General features: G+C 41.6%; 16 protein-coding genes. 1 reads left to right on the top strand and 15 read right to left on the bottom strand.

The window, feature by feature from the left end:
- Positions 1-24: 24 nt before the first annotated feature.
- The 4 genes from alaS to ACXJY6_RS09185 form a co-directional block, all read right to left on the bottom strand.
- Entirely contained in the window at positions 25-2,607 is a 2,583-nt protein-coding gene (gene alaS, locus ACXJY6_RS09200; protein ID WP_458768158.1) for an alanine--tRNA ligase, read from the bottom strand.
- A gap of 138 nt (positions 2,608-2,745) precedes the next feature.
- Complete coding sequence (gene recX / locus ACXJY6_RS09195) at positions 2,746-3,201, bottom strand: recombination regulator RecX (RefSeq protein WP_458768157.1); 456 nt, start codon at positions 3,199-3,201, stop codon at positions 2,746-2,748.
- A 69-nt stretch (positions 3,202-3,270) separates the two neighbouring features.
- Complete coding sequence (gene recA, locus ACXJY6_RS09190; protein WP_458768156.1) at positions 3,271-4,317, bottom strand: recombinase RecA; 1,047 nt, start codon at positions 4,315-4,317, stop codon at positions 3,271-3,273.
- Positions 4,318-4,429: 112 nt separating this feature from the next.
- Positions 4,430-4,924: a CinA family protein gene (locus tag ACXJY6_RS09185; RefSeq protein WP_458768155.1), complete on the bottom strand. Its 495-nt coding sequence runs from the start codon at positions 4,922-4,924 to the stop codon at positions 4,430-4,432.
- 109 nt (positions 4,925-5,033) lie between these two features.
- Here ACXJY6_RS09185 and mutS point away from each other — a divergent pair, with 109 nt between their 5' ends.
- Entirely contained in the window at positions 5,034-7,580 is a 2,547-nt protein-coding gene (gene mutS, locus ACXJY6_RS09180) for a DNA mismatch repair protein MutS (RefSeq protein WP_458768232.1), read from the top strand.
- A gap of 69 nt (positions 7,581-7,649) precedes the next feature.
- Here mutS and rpoS read toward each other — a convergent pair whose 3' ends face one another.
- The 11 genes from rpoS to folB form a co-directional block, all read right to left on the bottom strand.
- A complete protein-coding gene (rpoS, locus tag ACXJY6_RS09175; protein ID WP_456052783.1) occupies positions 7,650-8,636 on the bottom strand; it encodes an RNA polymerase sigma factor RpoS in 987 nt (328 codons plus the stop codon).
- A gap of 74 nt (positions 8,637-8,710) precedes the next feature.
- Positions 8,711-9,745 carry a peptidoglycan DD-metalloendopeptidase family protein gene (locus ACXJY6_RS09170; protein WP_458768154.1) on the bottom strand — a complete coding sequence of 345 codons (1,035 nt, stop codon included), beginning with the start codon at positions 9,743-9,745 and terminating at the stop codon, positions 8,711-8,713.
- Positions 9,745-10,371, bottom strand: coding sequence for a protein-L-isoaspartate(D-aspartate) O-methyltransferase (locus ACXJY6_RS09165; protein WP_456052785.1), 627 nt, complete (start codon positions 10,369-10,371; stop codon positions 9,745-9,747). The genes ACXJY6_RS09170 and ACXJY6_RS09165 overlap by 1 nt, the downstream gene beginning before the upstream one ends.
- 6 nt (positions 10,372-10,377) lie before the next feature.
- A complete protein-coding gene (gene surE / locus ACXJY6_RS09160) occupies positions 10,378-11,118 on the bottom strand; it encodes a 5'/3'-nucleotidase SurE (protein ID WP_456052786.1) in 741 nt (246 codons plus the stop codon).
- Positions 11,115-12,164 carry a tRNA pseudouridine(13) synthase TruD gene (gene truD / locus ACXJY6_RS09155; RefSeq protein WP_458768153.1) on the bottom strand — a complete coding sequence of 350 codons (1,050 nt, stop codon included), beginning with the start codon at positions 12,162-12,164 and terminating at the stop codon, positions 11,115-11,117. Before truD ends, surE begins: the two co-directional genes overlap by 4 nt.
- 27 nt (positions 12,165-12,191) lie before the next feature.
- Positions 12,192-12,668 (bottom strand): 2-C-methyl-D-erythritol 2,4-cyclodiphosphate synthase, encoded by a 477-nt coding sequence (gene ispF, locus ACXJY6_RS09150; RefSeq protein ID WP_456052788.1) that lies wholly within the window; start codon positions 12,666-12,668, stop codon positions 12,192-12,194.
- Position 12,669: 1 nt separating this feature from the next.
- On the bottom strand, positions 12,670-13,383 hold the full coding sequence (gene ispD / locus ACXJY6_RS09145; RefSeq protein WP_456052789.1) for a 2-C-methyl-D-erythritol 4-phosphate cytidylyltransferase: 714 nt from the start codon (positions 13,381-13,383) through the stop codon (positions 12,670-12,672).
- Positions 13,376-13,666, bottom strand: coding sequence for a cell division protein FtsB (gene ftsB, locus ACXJY6_RS09140; protein WP_456052790.1), 291 nt, complete (start codon positions 13,664-13,666; stop codon positions 13,376-13,378). Before ftsB ends, ispD begins: the two co-directional genes overlap by 8 nt.
- A 141-nt stretch (positions 13,667-13,807) precedes the next feature.
- A complete protein-coding gene (locus ACXJY6_RS09135; RefSeq protein ID WP_458768152.1) occupies positions 13,808-14,608 on the bottom strand; it encodes an undecaprenyl-diphosphate phosphatase in 801 nt (266 codons plus the stop codon).
- An 18-nt stretch (positions 14,609-14,626) separates the two neighbouring features.
- The gene (folK, locus tag ACXJY6_RS09130; RefSeq protein WP_458768151.1) at positions 14,627-15,115 is read right to left on the bottom strand and encodes a 2-amino-4-hydroxy-6-hydroxymethyldihydropteridine diphosphokinase; all 489 of its coding nucleotides are present in this window, start codon (positions 15,113-15,115) and stop codon (positions 14,627-14,629) included.
- Positions 15,112-15,465, bottom strand: a complete 354-nt coding sequence (gene folB / locus ACXJY6_RS09125; RefSeq protein WP_456052794.1) for a bifunctional dihydroneopterin aldolase/7,8-dihydroneopterin epimerase — start codon at positions 15,463-15,465, stop codon at positions 15,112-15,114. The genes folK and folB overlap by 4 nt, the downstream gene beginning before the upstream one ends.
- Positions 15,466-15,701 lie beyond the last annotated feature (236 nt).

Raw genomic sequence — 15,701 nt, 5'->3', positions numbered from 1 at the left:
GGCTCATTAGTTATTTTGCCGACATTATAAACGAGCTTCGATCCACTCCGACACAGAATTCAATGCGTTAGGAAGCGCATCAATGTCACTTCCCCCTGCTTGAGCCATATCTGGACGACCACCGCCTTTACCACCAACTTGTATCGCAACGCTATTCACAAGATCCCCTGCTTTTATTTTTGCAGTAAGATCTTTTGTTACGCCAGCGATCAAGCCAACTTTACCATCGGAAGCGTTTCCAAGCATGATGATGCCACTACCAATTTGGTTCTTCAACTCATCAACCATACCACGCAGCGCTTTATTTTCAGCGCCATCCAGTTGAGCGATCAGAACTTTGACACCTTTGATTTCTTTAACTTGATCGATAAGGTTAGCACTGGCTTGAGAAGCAAGCTTATCTTTCAACTGTTGAATCTCTTTTTCAAGCTGTTTAGCTTTCAATGCTGAATCATTCAATTTGACTTCGTAAGCATTGGCTTGTGATTCAATAAGATCGAGAGCTGCATCACCGGTAACTGCTTCAATTCGGCGAATACCCGCAGCAATACCACCTTCGGATACAATTTTAAACAAACCAATATCACCAGTTTGCTTGGCATGAATACCACCACACAATTCTGTTGAGAAGTCTCCCATTGAAAGTACTCGAACTTGGCTATCGTATTTTTCACCGAATAATGCCATTGCTCCTTTTTCTTTCGCAGACTCAAGATCCATAATTTCAGTATCTACAGAGTCGTTATTACGAATTTGAGCATTCACAAGTCGTTCAATCTCTTTTAGTTCGCTCGCTTTTACCGCTTCTAAATGAGAAAAATCGAAACGCAGCCCTTCGGGTTTAACAAGCGAACCTTTCTGAGAAACATGGTCTCCCAATACGCGGCGTAATGCTGCGTGCATCAAGTGAGTAGCTGAGTGGTTTAAAGCACTAGATAGACGGCGTTCTTCATCGACAGATGTCATAACTTCGTCATCCTGAGCAAAAACGCCTTCTACGACTTCACCATAATGGACAACTGCTTGTCCTAGTTTTTGGGTATCCTCAACATTGAAGAGGCCAGATTTGGATCTTATGACCCCACTCTCACCACTTTGACCACCAGATTCTGCATAAAATGGCGTTTCATTCAGAATAACCATTGCTTTAGTCCCCGCCGAAAGAGATTGTACGGCTTCACCTTCGACAAATATCTCTACGATTTGGCTTTGACCTTGAGTTGAGGTGTACCCACAAAACTCACTTGTCGCATCACTCTTAACCTGCGCATTATAATCGGTACCAAACTGCCCAGCTTCACGAGCACGATTGCGTTGAACGTCCATCGCTTTTTCAAAGCCAACTTCATCAATACTAAAGCCACGTTCTCGAGCAACATCATTGGTTAAATCTGCTGGGAAACCATAGGTATCATAAAGCTTAAATACCGTTTCACCGTCGAGCACTTTTCCTTCGACTTGGTTTAGGGCGTCATTAAGTATCGCCATACCTCGCTCTAACGTACGACTAAAGTTTTCTTCTTCAATACGTAGAATTTTTTCAACGATTGCTTGCTGATTTTTAAGTTCAACACCAGCGCTACCCATAATTTCCGCTAATGGACCAACAAGTTTATGGAAGAAAGTATCTTGCGCTCCCAGTTTATTTCCATGACGAACGGCACGACGAATAATGCGGCGTAGGACATAACCACGCCCTTCATTAGAAGGCATTACTCCATCAACAATTAAGTAAGCACACGAACGAATATGATCCGCGACCACACGTAATGATTGATTCGTCAGATCTTGATGACCTGTGATTGTCGCTGCTTCTTTGATTAACGATTGGAAAACGTCAATTTCGTAGTTCGAGTGTACTCCTTGCATAATGGCAGAAATACGCTCTATACCCATTCCCGTATCTACAGATGGTTTTGGCAATGGCTCCATTGTGCCATCTGCATGACGGTTAAATTGCATGAAAACATTGTTCCAAATTTCAATAAAACGATCACCATCTTCTTCTGGTGATCCCGGAGGCCCACCCCAAATATGTTCACCGTGATCGTAGAAAATTTCAGAACATGGACCACACGGACCAGTATCGCCCATCTGCCAGAAGTTATCTGATTCGTAAGCTTTGCCGCCTTTTTTATCGCCGATACGTATAATCCGCTCCGCGGGCACGCCCATTTTTTCATTCCAAATGGCGAAGGCTTCATCATCAGTTTGATATACCGTTACCAACAAACGCTCTTTTGGTAATTGAAGAACTTCGGTTAGAAATTCCCACGCAAACTTAATCGCCTCTTCTTTGAAGTAATCACCAAAACTAAAGTTACCTAACATTTCAAAGAAAGTATGGTGACGCGCTGTGAAGCCTACGTTTTCTAGGTCATTGTGTTTACCGCCCGCTCGAACACAACGTTGTGATGTTACGGCTCGAGTATAACTACGTTTTTCTAAACCAAGAAAACAGTCTTTAAATTGATTCATCCCTGCATTAGTAAATAGCAAAGTTGGGTCATCTGCGGGAACTAATGACGAACTATCAACAATTTGGTGTCCTTTTGATTCAAAGAACGAGAGGAACGATCGGCGTACCTCATCAGTGCTCATAAACATGTGCTTTTCCTGGAATGATCGAGTTATATTTTTGCCATATTGTAAAGCAAGGATAACTGTTCGACTAGTGTTCTTATAGAAAAGAGGCGGTTGAAGAGGTATCGGTAGGATTATCAGGAAAATAGAACTTATGTTGCCTTAATCATCACTTAATGCGTACTTAATTTGATCAAATGAAAACCCTCTGTATTGCAAATATCGAATAAGCTTAGCCTTCTCTTTTTGATCTAATTGGAGGCGGTTTACTGTCTTTTTTTCTGCCGCTTGTTTGGCAAGTTCGAACCAATCGTGCTGACACTCTTGAAGTACCTGATCAATAATATCGTTATCAATTTTTTTCTGTTTTAGCTCTTGGCGAATCCGCAGTAACCCATGACATCGATTAATATGTTGTCGCAAAACACTCTCAGCGAAACTTACATCATCGAGATAACCCAAGCCATTGCAGTAATCGATTGTTTCATCGATCTCGTTAAGCTCGTATCCCTTAATTTTTAGTTTACCCGCTAATTCTTGACGGCCATGATCTCTGCGACTCAATAACCTCAGTGCGCTTTCTTTACAAGATAAGGTGTTAGTATAGAAACGAGTCATGAGTTCTCCAAAATAATTAGCCCCGCATAAGCGAGGCTAATTTTAATCACTTAGAAACGAAACTTTAAATTAAAAGTCTTGTTCCGCTTCGATATCCTTTGCGACAGCTTCTTCTTCAACAATTGCATTCGCATTTAAAAGTGAATCGCGTAACGTACGGTCAATAATATCAAACGCTTCTTTATTTTCACGTAAGTACTTACAAGCATTTGCCTTTCCTTGGCCAATTTTATCGCCATTATAGCTATACCAAGCACCTGCTTTTTCAATTAATTTATTCTTAACTCCAAGGTCTACCAACTCACCTTCACGGTTAAAGCCTTGGCCATAAAGTATTTGGGTATGAGCTTCTTTAAACGGCGCAGCAATTTTGTTTTTTACCACTTTAATTCGAGTTTCATTACCAACCACTTCATCGCCATCTTTAATTGCACCTGTGCGGCGAATGTCGAGACGAACTGAAGCATAAAACTTAAGTGCATTACCACCTGTTGTTGTTTCAGGGTTACCAAACATCACACCAATTTTCATTCGAATCTGGTTGATGAAGATACACATACAATTTGATTGCTTTAAGTTACCCGTTAATTTACGCATCGCTTGAGACAACATACGAGCCTGAAGCCCCATATGACTATCGCCCATTTCACCTTCAATTTCAGCTTTCGGAGTTAAGGCAGCAACGGAATCGACTACAAGTACATCAATAGCGCCAGAGCGAGCTAGAGCATCACAAATTTCTAACGCTTGTTCACCAGTGTCTGGTTGAGAAACAAGTAACGCATCAATATCAACGCCTAGCTTTCTTGCATAAATTGGATCAAGTGCGTGCTCTGCATCAATAAAGGCACATGTTTTACCTTGACGTTGTGCCGCAGCAATTGTTTCGAGAGTTAGCGTTGTTTTACCAGAAGCCTCTGGACCATAAATCTCAACAATACGTCCCATAGGCAAACCGCCTGCCCCTAACGCAATATCAAGCGCAAGTGATCCTGTTGAGATTGTTTCTACGTCCATGGTGGTATTATCACCAAGACGCATAATTGAGCCTTTACCAAATTGCTTTTCAATCTGCCCTAGAGCAGCAGCGAGTGCTTTTTGCTTATTTTGGTCCATTACATTCTCCAAACTGGCACTCTTAACTTATGAAGGGGGAAACTGAGTGCTATTAATATTTTCTAAGTATAAACTTATTATACTGTGGATTCATACAGTGTCTAGTGTAAATTTACTTTTCTTCGCTAATACAGTAATCATGCAATGTTGTTAACGCTTGTTGAACCGCTTGTAGCCTAACTTGAGCTCTATCTCCAGAAAAGTAATGCGTTTCTACTCTGCTCCAGCCCCATTTCGATTGCCAAGCAAAACAAACAGTACCCACTGGTTTATCTTCACTACCACCTCCAGGCCCAGCAATACCACTAACCGACACCGCAATAGATGCATTTGAGCGAAGCAAAGCCCCACTAGCCATTTCGATAACAGTATTTTCACTTACTGCTCCAAACTCATCAAGCGTATCTTGATTTACTCCCAGCATCTCTATTTTCGCCTCATTACTGTATGTAATAAAAGCTCGGTCAAACCATTGAGAACTTCCCGCGACCTCAGTTATTTCAGATGCGATGCCACCACCAGTACACGATTCGGCCGTGGTTAACACCCAACCATTTTGCAATAAAAGGTGACCAAGGTTCTCACTAAGATTTTGATCTAATTCCATGCTTATTCCTTTTAGAACTCTTTAAGCTCACGCTTGATTAACGTATCCTAAGCCGCAATGAAAACAAACGAAAGATGTTACCGTGAAAGACGCCAATAATCATACCCCCATGATGCAGCAATATTTAAAACTCAAAGCTGAAAATCCCGATATATTGCTCTTTTATCGTATGGGTGACTTCTACGAACTGTTTTACGAAGATGCAAAACGCGCATCGCAGTTAATGGATATATCGCTAACTAAGCGAGGTTCGTCGGCGGGTGAGCCCATTCCGATGGCTGGTATTCCTTATCACGCAGCAGAAGGTTACCTTGCAAAGCTTGTTCAACTTGGTGAATCAGTTGCTATCTGCGAGCAAATTGGTAACCCGGCAACAAGCAAAGGACCAGTCGAACGTAAAGTCGTGCGGATTATTACCCCCGGTACCGTGACTGACGAAGCATTACTACCTGAGCGTTTCGACAATTTAATCGCTGCAATTTATCAACATGATGAGATGTTTGGATATTCAACTCTCGACGTAACCAGCGGACGTTTTCAATTAAGCGAACTAAAAAATGAAGAGGCAATGTTGGCTGAGCTCCAACGAACTTCACCTCGAGAACTGCTATACCCAGAAAATTTTACTGCAATCGATTTGATCGAATCTTGCAAAGGCGCACGCCGCCGTCCGATATGGGAATTTGAAATTGGTACAGCTCGACAACAATTAACTCAACAGTTCGGCACTAAAGATTTAGTCGGTTTCGGTATTGAATCGGCCGAATTGGGCTTATCTGCAGCGGGATGCTTGATTCAATATGTTAAAGATACACAGCGAACGACATTACCTCATATTCGAGCGCTAACATTTAACCGTCAAGACGATAATGTCATTCTCGATGCGGCGACTCGGCGTAACCTAGAGCTCACGACAAACTTATCAGGCGGCAGCGACAACACACTTGCTGATGTTTTGGATCGAAGTGCAACCGCTATGGGGAGCCGAATGTTAAAGCGTTGGATACATCAACCAACCTGCGATCACGATACGATAAATCAGCGTTTAGATGTTATTAGCGAAATATTACAGCACAGTGCCTTTCTAGAGCTGCAACCAATACTTAAGCAAATCGGGGATATTGAAAGAATCATTGCCCGTTTGGCGATCAGAAGTGCACGTCCAAGAGATTTAGCTCGATTACGCCTTGCACTTCAACAACTCCCTGAATTATCCACATCATTGTCGATTTTTTCGAGTATTCAATTAAAAGAGATCGCTGCCTCATGCCAACCAATGGATGAACTTTGTGGTTTACTCGAATCAGCCATCATTGAAAATCCACCTGTTATTATTCGCGATGGTGGCGTTATCGCTCCCTGCTACGACGAAAAATTGGATGAATGGCGTGATCTCGCCAATGGGGCAACAGAGTATTTAGAACGCTTAGAAGCGGATGAGCGCGAACGCCATGATATTGATACATTAAAAGTCGGCTACAACAATGTTCATGGCTTTTACATCCAGGTAAGCCGAGGCCAAAGCCATTTGGTCCCTTCTCATTATATCCGTCGTCAAACCTTAAAGAATGCCGAGCGTTATATAATTCCTGAGCTTAAAGAACATGAAGATAAAGTTCTGAATTCTAAATCAAAAGCTTTAGCAATTGAAAAACAGCTATGGGACGAACTGTTTGATAAGTTACTCCCTCAGTTGGAGAGCTTACAGTGCTTGTCTAATGCAGTCGCTGAATTAGATGTACTACAAAACTTGGCCGAACGTGCTGACACGTTAAATTATTGCCGTCCGACTATGGACAAGCTGCCTGGTATCGATATCACACAAGGTCGTCACCCCGTAGTAGAGCACGTAATGAAAGACCCGTTCATCGCCAACCCTGTTTTGCTCAATACTAAACGCAAAATGCTAATCATTACTGGTCCTAACATGGGAGGAAAATCCACCTATATGCGCCAAACGGCATTGATTGCGTTAATGGCTCATATCGGAAGTTATGTACCAGCACAGACGGCGACTATCGGGACATTGGATCGCATATTTACTCGAATTGGAGCCTCTGATGATCTCGCTTCTGGCCGTTCTACTTTTATGGTCGAAATGACCGAGACCGCCAATATACTCCACAATGCAACTAACCGAAGTTTGGTGTTAATGGATGAAATTGGCCGTGGAACCAGTACTTATGATGGTCTGTCTCTAGCGTGGGCAAGTGCTGAATGGTTAGCTAAAAAAATCAATTCGTTGACGTTGTTTGCTACGCACTATTTCGAACTAACTGAATTACCAAATCTAATTCCTAACCTTTCCAATGTTCACCTTGATGCGGTTGAGCATGGTGACAATATTGCGTTTATGCATTCCGTGCAGGAAGGAGCTGCCAGTAAATCTTACGGCCTTGCTGTTGCAGCGCTCGCAGGAGTGCCCAAAAACGTCATAAAAAATGCGAGAAATAAATTAACTCAGTTGGAAAAAAACCATATTTCGACTCAACCTCACGCAAAAAGCGCAAGCCAAGATCATGATCATCGAGAAGATCAGCTAAGCTTGATCCCTGAACTGAGCGACGTTGAGAAGCAACTAAGTAATATTAACCCTGATGATCTTACGCCAAAACAGGCGCTCGATATGCTGTATCTATTAAAAAAACAGTTATAGCTGTGGATATAAAGTAAAGGATCAAAAAAGGCGCTGAATCAGCGCCTTTTATATAAAACAAGTTAATCATTAATGATCGTTAGCAAAATCAAACAACGATTCCATGCTCAGACCTTGTTTAAGTAAAATATCTCTTAAACGACGCAGTCCTTCAACTTGAATTTGACGAACACGTTCGCGGGTAAGACTAATCTCACGACCAACATCTTCAAGTGTTGATGGTTCGTAGCCTAAAAGACCAAAACGACGAGCAAGAACTTCTTTCTGCTTTGGATTAAGTTCATCAAGCCAATCAACTAATGATTTCTTAATGTTGTTATCTTCTAGTGCATACTCAGGATTGTAGTTATTCGAATCAGGGATAATATCAACAAGTGATTTATCACCTTCACCACCGATAGGAATATCGACTGAGCTAATACGCTCGTTTAGCTTTAACATCTTGCTAACATCATCGACAGGCTTATCTAATTCAAATGCAATATCTTCAGCGGTAGGCTCATGATCTAGTTTTTGTGATAATTCACGAGCAGTTCGGAGATAAATATTAAGCTCTTTAACTACATGGATAGGTAAGCGAATTGTGCGGGTTTGGTTCATCAATGCACGTTCGATAGTTTGACGAATCCACCAAGTAGCGTAGGTAGAAAAACGGAAGCCACGCTCAGGATCAAACTTCTCTACCGCGCGGATCAAACCCAGGTTACCTTCTTCAATAAGATCGAGTAGAGCTAAGCCTCGATTTGAATAGCGACGTGAAATCTTCACAACTAAACGCAAGTTACTTTCAATCATGCGCTTACGTGCTGCTTCATCACCTCTAAGGGCTCGACGAGCGTACAAGATTTCTTCTTCGGCAGTTAATAATGGAGAAAAACCGATTTCACTCAAGTAGATCTGAGTTGCATCTAGGCTTTTAGTTGAAGTATCAACATCCTCACGAACGGCAGTTTGTTGTTCTTCTGTATGTGAATCAACAGACTCGAGCCCCGCTTGATTTTCTTCGATATCAAACGAAAATTGCTCGACTTTAGTGACTGAATTGCTTTTACTCATATAGCCTCCCCCGGCGAGTTAGCAAGACATTACAACTTAATATGTCGTTATGGCTTATTATTTGTTTCGTGACGTTATTTCAAGTATCGAATTGGATTCATCGATTTTCCTTGATAACGAATTTCAAAATGTAATCTAACACTGCTGGTTCCTGTGCTGCCCATTGTGGCAATCTTTTGTCCTGCAGTTATATTTTGACCTTCTTTCACGAGTAACCTGTCATTGTGTGCGTAAGCACTTAAATAATTATCGTTATGTTTAATGATGACTAAATTACCGTACCCTCTGAGTGCATCGCCTGAATAAACAACAGACCCATCGGCGGTAGCAACAATGGCTTGACCTCGCTGACCAGCAATATCAATTCCTTTGTTTCCTTGATCACCAGTGGAAAATTTAGCTATTACCCTCCCTTTTGTCGGCCAAAGCCAATCTTTGACCTCATTGTTATTTCTTATTTTTGATTGCCTGTCTCGAAAGTTGGAATCTTTATTATTATTAACAGTTTCCTGACTTTCAAAACTACCATACCTTTTTATTTGTTTAGATTCAATACTATTAACTGGATCTTTTTTAACCACATCACTTTTATTTGCTGATATGTTTGAATTCTGCTCATTTTTAGAATTTTTTAATGCGTTCTCTGTTAATGGTTTTCTTTGGGTAACAGCTGATCCAACAACCGATGTAGCCTCTGAAGCCTTGCCAACACTGGGTTTACTTGCTGTTTTAATTGATATATTCGATTGGGACCGAGAGCTGCCATTGGATCTCAATTCAGGATTATCTACTGAATAAGATCGTTTTCCGTATTGTGGAGCTTGATAGGATCGACTCCAAAGACTGAGTTTTTGCCCTGGATATATAGTATATGGTGGGGTTAGTGCATTATAAGCAATAAGATCATTAACATTTTTATCGGTGAGGTAAGAGATAAAATAAAGCGTATCGCCTTTTTTGACTTTGTAATAACTCCCTCTATATTCACCGCGCCCGTTATTGGATTGCCCACTAACATCGGATACAGAGGCAGGAATATAACTTGCGCACCCAACAAGAACAGCAAAAGAGATCGCGAAAAAGATCAATCTAAAAAAGTGTTTTCTCATCAAGCTAAATCGCCTGAAACTAAAGGAACAAATCTGACCATCTCAATAATTTCCGTTTCAAATAAATCTCCAACTCTGACAACGCGCATTAATTGTTGTTCATTTTCACCAACGGGAATAACTAACCTACCACCTTCTGCTAACTGTTCTAATAGCGCTTTAGGTATTGTCGCGGCGGCTGCGGTGACGATAATCGCATCGAACGGCGCTTTAGAATGCCATCCCTGCCACCCATCTCCGTGCTTACTGGAAATATTATAAATATCAAGCTTACGTAAACGCCTTTTTGCATCCCATTGCAATGACTTGATTCGTTCTATTGTACAAACATGATCGACCAATTGAGACAATACCGCTGTCTGATAGCCAGAGCCCGTACCCACTTCCAGTACACGGCTTTCGCGTTGCAGCTCTAATAACTGAGTCATCTTCGCAACCGTATATGGCTGCGAAATGGTTTGCCCAGCACCAATGGGTAATGCATTGTTGTCATACGCCTGATGAAACATCGCCTGAGAAACAAAAATCTCTCTCGGTAATGCATGGATCGCATTTAAAACACTTTGATCAGTAATACCATTCCGAACAAGAAATTCGATCAATTTATCTGCTTGTGGATTTGGCATCGACATCTATCCTTTTAACCAATCTTTCATATCGAGTATTGAGTTGTGGGCGGTGAGATCTACCTGCATCGGCGTTAAGGATACATGCCGTTGTTCAACCGCATAAAAATCTGTCCCTTCACCTGCGTCTTGCTCTTTTCCTGGAGGCCCTAGCCAATATATGTCTTGTCCTCGAGGATCTTTTTGCTTAATCATATTTTCAGCGTGATGACGAGCCCCTAAACGTGTCACTGCAATATCACCGAGTTCTTCGTACGGTACATCGGGTATATTAACGTTAATTAAGCGACGAATTTTTACCGGTTGAGCTATATGTCGTTTTACCAACTTACAGGCAACTCTTGCTGCCGACTCGAAGTTTGTTTGCCCAACCAATGAAAATGCCATTGATTGAATTCCAAGAAAATGCCCTTCCATCGCCGCTGCCACCGTGCCTGAATAAAGCACATCATCACCTAAATTTGCACCATGGTTTATTCCTGAAAGCACCAAGTCCGGTAATTGATCTTTCAACAATTCATTCAAACCAAAATGAACGCAATCTGTCGGTGTACCTTGTACAGAATACACATTTGGTTCGATCTGCTCGACACGAAGTGCCTGTTCTAAAGTCAATGAATTTGAGGCCGCTGAGCGATTACGATCCGGTGCCACAATAATAACCTCTGCGAATTCACTCAACGCCGCAGCAAGTGTCCTTATTCCTGTCGCATAAACACCATCATCATTACTCAATAAAATTCTCATTGATCAAATACTCGCTCATGAGGTATTTCTTCTACCACTTCACGCAATACTGATGTTGCATACGCTCCAGCAGGAAGTGAAAAACTTACTATAACGACATTTTTATCAACCTGCCATGTCATGTTTTTTGGGAGTAGTCGAATTGGTCTTCGATCATGGCGCATACGATTCCCACGAATTAGAGACATCAAGTCCTCTTCACTATCGAGGTGAGATTGCTCTAACGCCAAACACGCTTCGGTTGTTGGAAGCTCATTATCTCCCGCAAGGGCGGCTGTGATAGAAGCCTCTCCGTTTACGATCGCTTGGTCAAGCTCTGATTGGTTGTCGGCATTTACTGTTAAATGTGAATCCTTTTGCTCAACGATATCACCAGAAACAACATGTTCAAAACAACCTTGGTCAATACGTTCCGATACAATACGATTAAAAATCCACGAGCGCGCAGCCGACAACAACATGCTGCGCTGATTTTGGTTTCGAGACCGTACGTTATCTTTCCCCCAGCGGCGCGCTTCCGTTAAGTTATTGCCATTTCGCCCAAAACGCTGAGTACCATAATAATTCGGAACGCCTGATGTTGTGATTGCCGTTAACCTAGCGATAACAGATTCAATATCGCTCACTTCAGTTAAACGTATTTCAAATGCATTTCCAGCCAAGTCGCCAGCTTTTAGTTTTTTGTTATGTCGTGTTTGTTCTAAGATTTCAACATGAGGATACTGCGTTAGAAAACCGGTAAAATCAGGTGACTCTAATTTTGGTAAATAGACACTAAGCCACTGCTCGGTTACCGCATGACGATCTTTCAAACCCGCCCACCCTATATCACGAGATTTAACCCCGCATACTTTGGCTAATTCATTGGCGACAAAACTGGTATTTTCACCACGCTTACGCACACGAAGCATTAAATGCTCACCAGAGCCAGTAAGATCGAAACCCAATTGTTCGACCACCTTAAAATCCTCCGCCACGACTTTCAGTTTTGCTTTTGCGTTCGGAGCTCCCAATAAATAAGAGAATGAAGAAAGAATATCGCTCATGATGAATGGTTCCAAAATTGAAAAAAATTATACCCGCAATAGAAGCACAACGGCTTCGCTAGCAATACCTTCTTTACGTCCAGTAAAACCAAGACGTTCGGTTGTCGTCGCCTTAACATTGATCTGAGAAATGTCACACTGTAAGTCATTAGCGATTGTCTGACACATCGCATCAATAAAAGGGGCCATTTTAGGTGCTTGCGCAATGATCGTCACATCCGCATTCCCAAGGCGGTAACCTTTCTCCTGAACTCGGCGATACACATCCTTAAGCAATTCTCGGCTATTTGCGCCTTTCCATTTATCATCGGTATCCGGAAAGTGACGACCAATATCCCCTTCTGCGATCGCACCTAATAATGCATCACACAAGGCATGCAAGGCGACGTCACCATCGGAGTGAGCAAGTAACCCTTGTTCATAAGGAACAGCAACACCACCTATAATTACTGGACCTTCACCACCAAATTTATGTACATCAAAACCATGTCCAATTCTAAACATCTCATTTCCTTGTTCTACTCAGATAGAACTCTGCTAAAGCGAGATCTTCTGGTTGAGTAATTTTTATATTGCTCGCCTTTCCAGCGACGATTAAAGGTGTTTGCCCTATATATTCAAATGCAGATGCTTCATCGGTAACTTTTTCTCCAGAAGTCATTGCGGTTTCAAGTGCTTGTTTTAAAGAGGCGGCTCTAAAAAGTTGAGGAGTTAGAGCATGCCAAAGCTGCTCTCTCTCAACCGTATGCTGAATTAAGCAACCTTTGTCACTACGCTTCATCGTATCTCTGACTGGAGACGCTAAAATCGCTCCAACATGATGACCTTGAGCCTGCTCAATAAGCTCTTCAATATCATCAGTATCAAAGCATGGACGAGCGGCATCATGCACCAATGCCCATTCCGCTAGTTGATGCTCTAACGCATAATTCAAACCATTTAGGACTGAGTCCGCTCGTTCTTTCCCACCATTAACACGTATTACTCGTGGGTCTGTTGCAATGGACAATGCTGAAAAGTATGGGTCTTTGGCACCAAGTGCGATAACCACAGAATTGATGCTTGGAAGGGCAAGAAGTTTATTTACTGTATACTCCAACACCGTTTTATCCAATAAAGGCAAATACTGTTTTGGTCGATCTGCTTGCATCCGACTTCCAACGCCAGCAGCAGGAACGATTGCGACGATAGAATTATGTGGAATCGAAGAACTATTCATCACCAAATTTTTCCTCACCTAAAATTCGATAGAATGTTTCTTCTTCTTTAATCATTCCCAATTCATTTCGAGCACGCTCTTCTATTGCATCTAATCCTTGGCGAAGATCGTCTATCTCAGCGAACATCTCTTGATTCCGCTCGAAAAGCTTGTCATTCACTTGAGTTTGACTGTCTATCTCACTCGATAACGTTTGATAATCTGAGATCCCATTTTTGCCTTGCCATAAGGTATATTGCAGAACAACCAGCAGCAAAAATAAAACCATCGAAAAAATACGCATAATCTTGACACTATATCGTTGTTCAATACCTTTCCTAATGTAATAAAGGAAGGATCAAAATTAAGGAGGAATACGACACCTTGTATCAACGTCGCCGCCGTGTGCGTCAACGTGATACAAGAAACCATGCTAATTTAGTATCTAGAGCAATATATAAGCAAACAAACCAAAACCAAGCAATAAGCGATAAATCACAAATGGCATCATACCCATACGAGAAATGGCTTTAAGGAACAGGTGAATACACAAATAAGCACTAACAAATGAAGTAATTATCCCAGTTACTAAAAAACCGACATGAACAGGCTCACCACTTACCGCTAACTTCAACCCTAAGTAACTTCCTGCTAAAACAATAATTGGAATCGACATTAAGAAAGAGAATCGTGCAGCAGCTTCACGTGTAAAACCAAGATATAACGCAGCGGTAATGGTTGCACCTGAACGAGATGTTCCCGGAATCATAGCAACAGCTTGTGCAATACCGATAATAAGGGCACTTTTCCATGTTCCTTGGTATTCATCTAAATTTTGCTTAGCGGTTTTATCGACGTACCAAAGTAGTAACCCGAAAACAATCGTGGTCGTCGCAATAACAGTGGCGCTTCTGGCATAAACTTCAATGAGATCTTTCGCTAATAGGCCAAATACACAAGCAGGAATCGTCGCTAAAATAATAAGCCATGCCAATTTCGCTTCTTTACTTCGATCACCTTTAAAAATAGAACCAATAAAGGCACTCAATAAACTGACCACTTCTTTGCGGAAGTAAATCACAACCGCGGCAAGTGTTCCGACATGAACAGCAACATCAAACGATAAGCCTTGATCTTCCCAACCAAGAATTGCCGAAGGCAGAATTAAATGAGCAGAGCTCGAAATAGGTAAGAATTCAGTTAAGCCTTGAATTAACGCCAGTATAAACGCTTCAAAATAGTTCATTGTTATTCTCTTTTTATATTAAATTTTAAACCACGGCTTAATCGCCGATAAAATCTCTAAATTATTAAACTCTACCCAGATATCCTTAACCGAACGTCCATCTCCGGGAATAACACGTTCGGGACAAAGCTCATAAAGCGGCTGGATAACAAAAGGGAATTGATAGATATCCTGTCGTGGAACCTTAACCGTTTCGTTACAGATACAATCACCAAATAGAAGGATATCTAAATCTATCGTTCTAGACTGCTTCTTTTGAGCATCTTGCGGTCGACCTAATTGCCATTCTATCTTTCTCAATTCATCAGAAAATTGTTCTAATGTGTGCTTCGTCGTGACTTCTACAACAAGATTAAGAAAGCTATCACCATCAAACCCAAACGCTGGTGATTCATAGATTGTGGACCAACGTGCCGCCGGATCTAAGGCGATCATAGCTCGAATAGCTTTCTCTATATGTTGATGCTTTTCAATATTCGACCCAATACCAACATAAGTAATCGTCACACATTGCCTCGTTCGATCACAACACCAACACCGCTGGCTTGTGCTATAGCATCGGGTTTTGTTAAGCGGATTTTAACCCAAGGAACGTTAAACTTAGTCATGATGATCTCAGCGATCTCTTCAGCGACTCTTTCAACCAATAAAAAACGCCCTTGTTCGATGTGATCAATGACCGTTTGGCTAACAACCGAATAATCCAAAGCATCTTGAACATCATCACTTTTACCTGCGAGACGATTATCATGAGCCATCTCAATATCAAGCACTAATTTTTGTTTAATCTGTTGTTCCCAGTCATACACTCCAATTGTCGTGATGACTGTCAGTTGCTCAATAAATACCTTATCCATAATACCCTTTTTCCAAACAACACATTTCCCACGAGCACCAGTATCACGACGACAGGTCGGATACCCTTATCCTACAATTAAGCGTACTATAATCATTCAAATTGGCTTACTCGACACTTCATAAATATCGCAATTGGATACGTAAACAAAAGCGACAAGATATAATAGTCGAAAAAGAGGTAAAATTGTGAATTCCATTACAATTTATCAGCTAATTTTAGTGAAGAATAGTGACG

The sequence above is a fragment of the Vibrio phycocola genome (assembly GCF_054404255.1).
Note: the sequence above shows the minus strand (reverse complement) of the source record. Positions and strands in the feature narration are given on the sequence as shown.

What these genes read in the sequence shown, in the direction of transcription:
- alaS (WP_458768158.1), bottom strand. Translation starts at nt 2,607, where the DNA reads ATGTTTATGAGCACTGATGAGGTACGCCGATCGTTCCTCTCGTTCTTT.
- recX (WP_458768157.1), bottom strand. Translation starts at nt 3,201, where the DNA reads ATGACTCGTTTCTATACTAACACCTTATCTTGTAAAGAAAGCGCACTG.
- recA (WP_458768156.1), bottom strand. Translation starts at nt 4,317, where the DNA reads ATGGACCAAAATAAGCAAAAAGCACTCGCTGCTGCTCTAGGGCAGATT.
- ACXJY6_RS09185 (WP_458768155.1), bottom strand. Translation starts at nt 4,924, where the DNA reads ATGGAATTAGATCAAAATCTTAGTGAGAACCTTGGTCACCTTTTATTG.
- mutS (WP_458768232.1), top strand. Translation starts at nt 5,034, where the DNA reads ATGATGCAGCAATATTTAAAACTCAAAGCTGAAAATCCCGATATATTG.
- rpoS (WP_456052783.1), bottom strand. Translation starts at nt 8,636, where the DNA reads ATGAGTAAAAGCAATTCAGTCACTAAAGTCGAGCAATTTTCGTTTGAT.
- ACXJY6_RS09170 (WP_458768154.1), bottom strand. Translation starts at nt 9,745, where the DNA reads ATGAGAAAACACTTTTTTAGATTGATCTTTTTCGCGATCTCTTTTGCT.
- ACXJY6_RS09165 (WP_456052785.1), bottom strand. Translation starts at nt 10,371, where the DNA reads ATGCCAAATCCACAAGCAGATAAATTGATCGAATTTCTTGTTCGGAAT.
- surE (WP_456052786.1), bottom strand. Translation starts at nt 11,118, where the DNA reads ATGAGAATTTTATTGAGTAATGATGATGGTGTTTATGCGACAGGAATA.
- truD (WP_458768153.1), bottom strand. Translation starts at nt 12,164, where the DNA reads ATGAGCGATATTCTTTCTTCATTCTCTTATTTATTGGGAGCTCCGAAC.
- ispF (WP_456052788.1), bottom strand. Translation starts at nt 12,668, where the DNA reads ATGTTTAGAATTGGACATGGTTTTGATGTACATAAATTTGGTGGTGAA.
- ispD (WP_456052789.1), bottom strand. Translation starts at nt 13,383, where the DNA reads ATGAATAGTTCTTCGATTCCACATAATTCTATCGTCGCAATCGTTCCT.
- ftsB (WP_456052790.1), bottom strand. Translation starts at nt 13,666, where the DNA reads ATGCGTATTTTTTCGATGGTTTTATTTTTGCTGCTGGTTGTTCTGCAA.
- ACXJY6_RS09135 (WP_458768152.1), bottom strand. Translation starts at nt 14,608, where the DNA reads ATGAACTATTTTGAAGCGTTTATACTGGCGTTAATTCAAGGCTTAACT.
- folB (WP_456052794.1), bottom strand. Translation starts at nt 15,465, where the DNA reads ATGGATAAGGTATTTATTGAGCAACTGACAGTCATCACGACAATTGGA.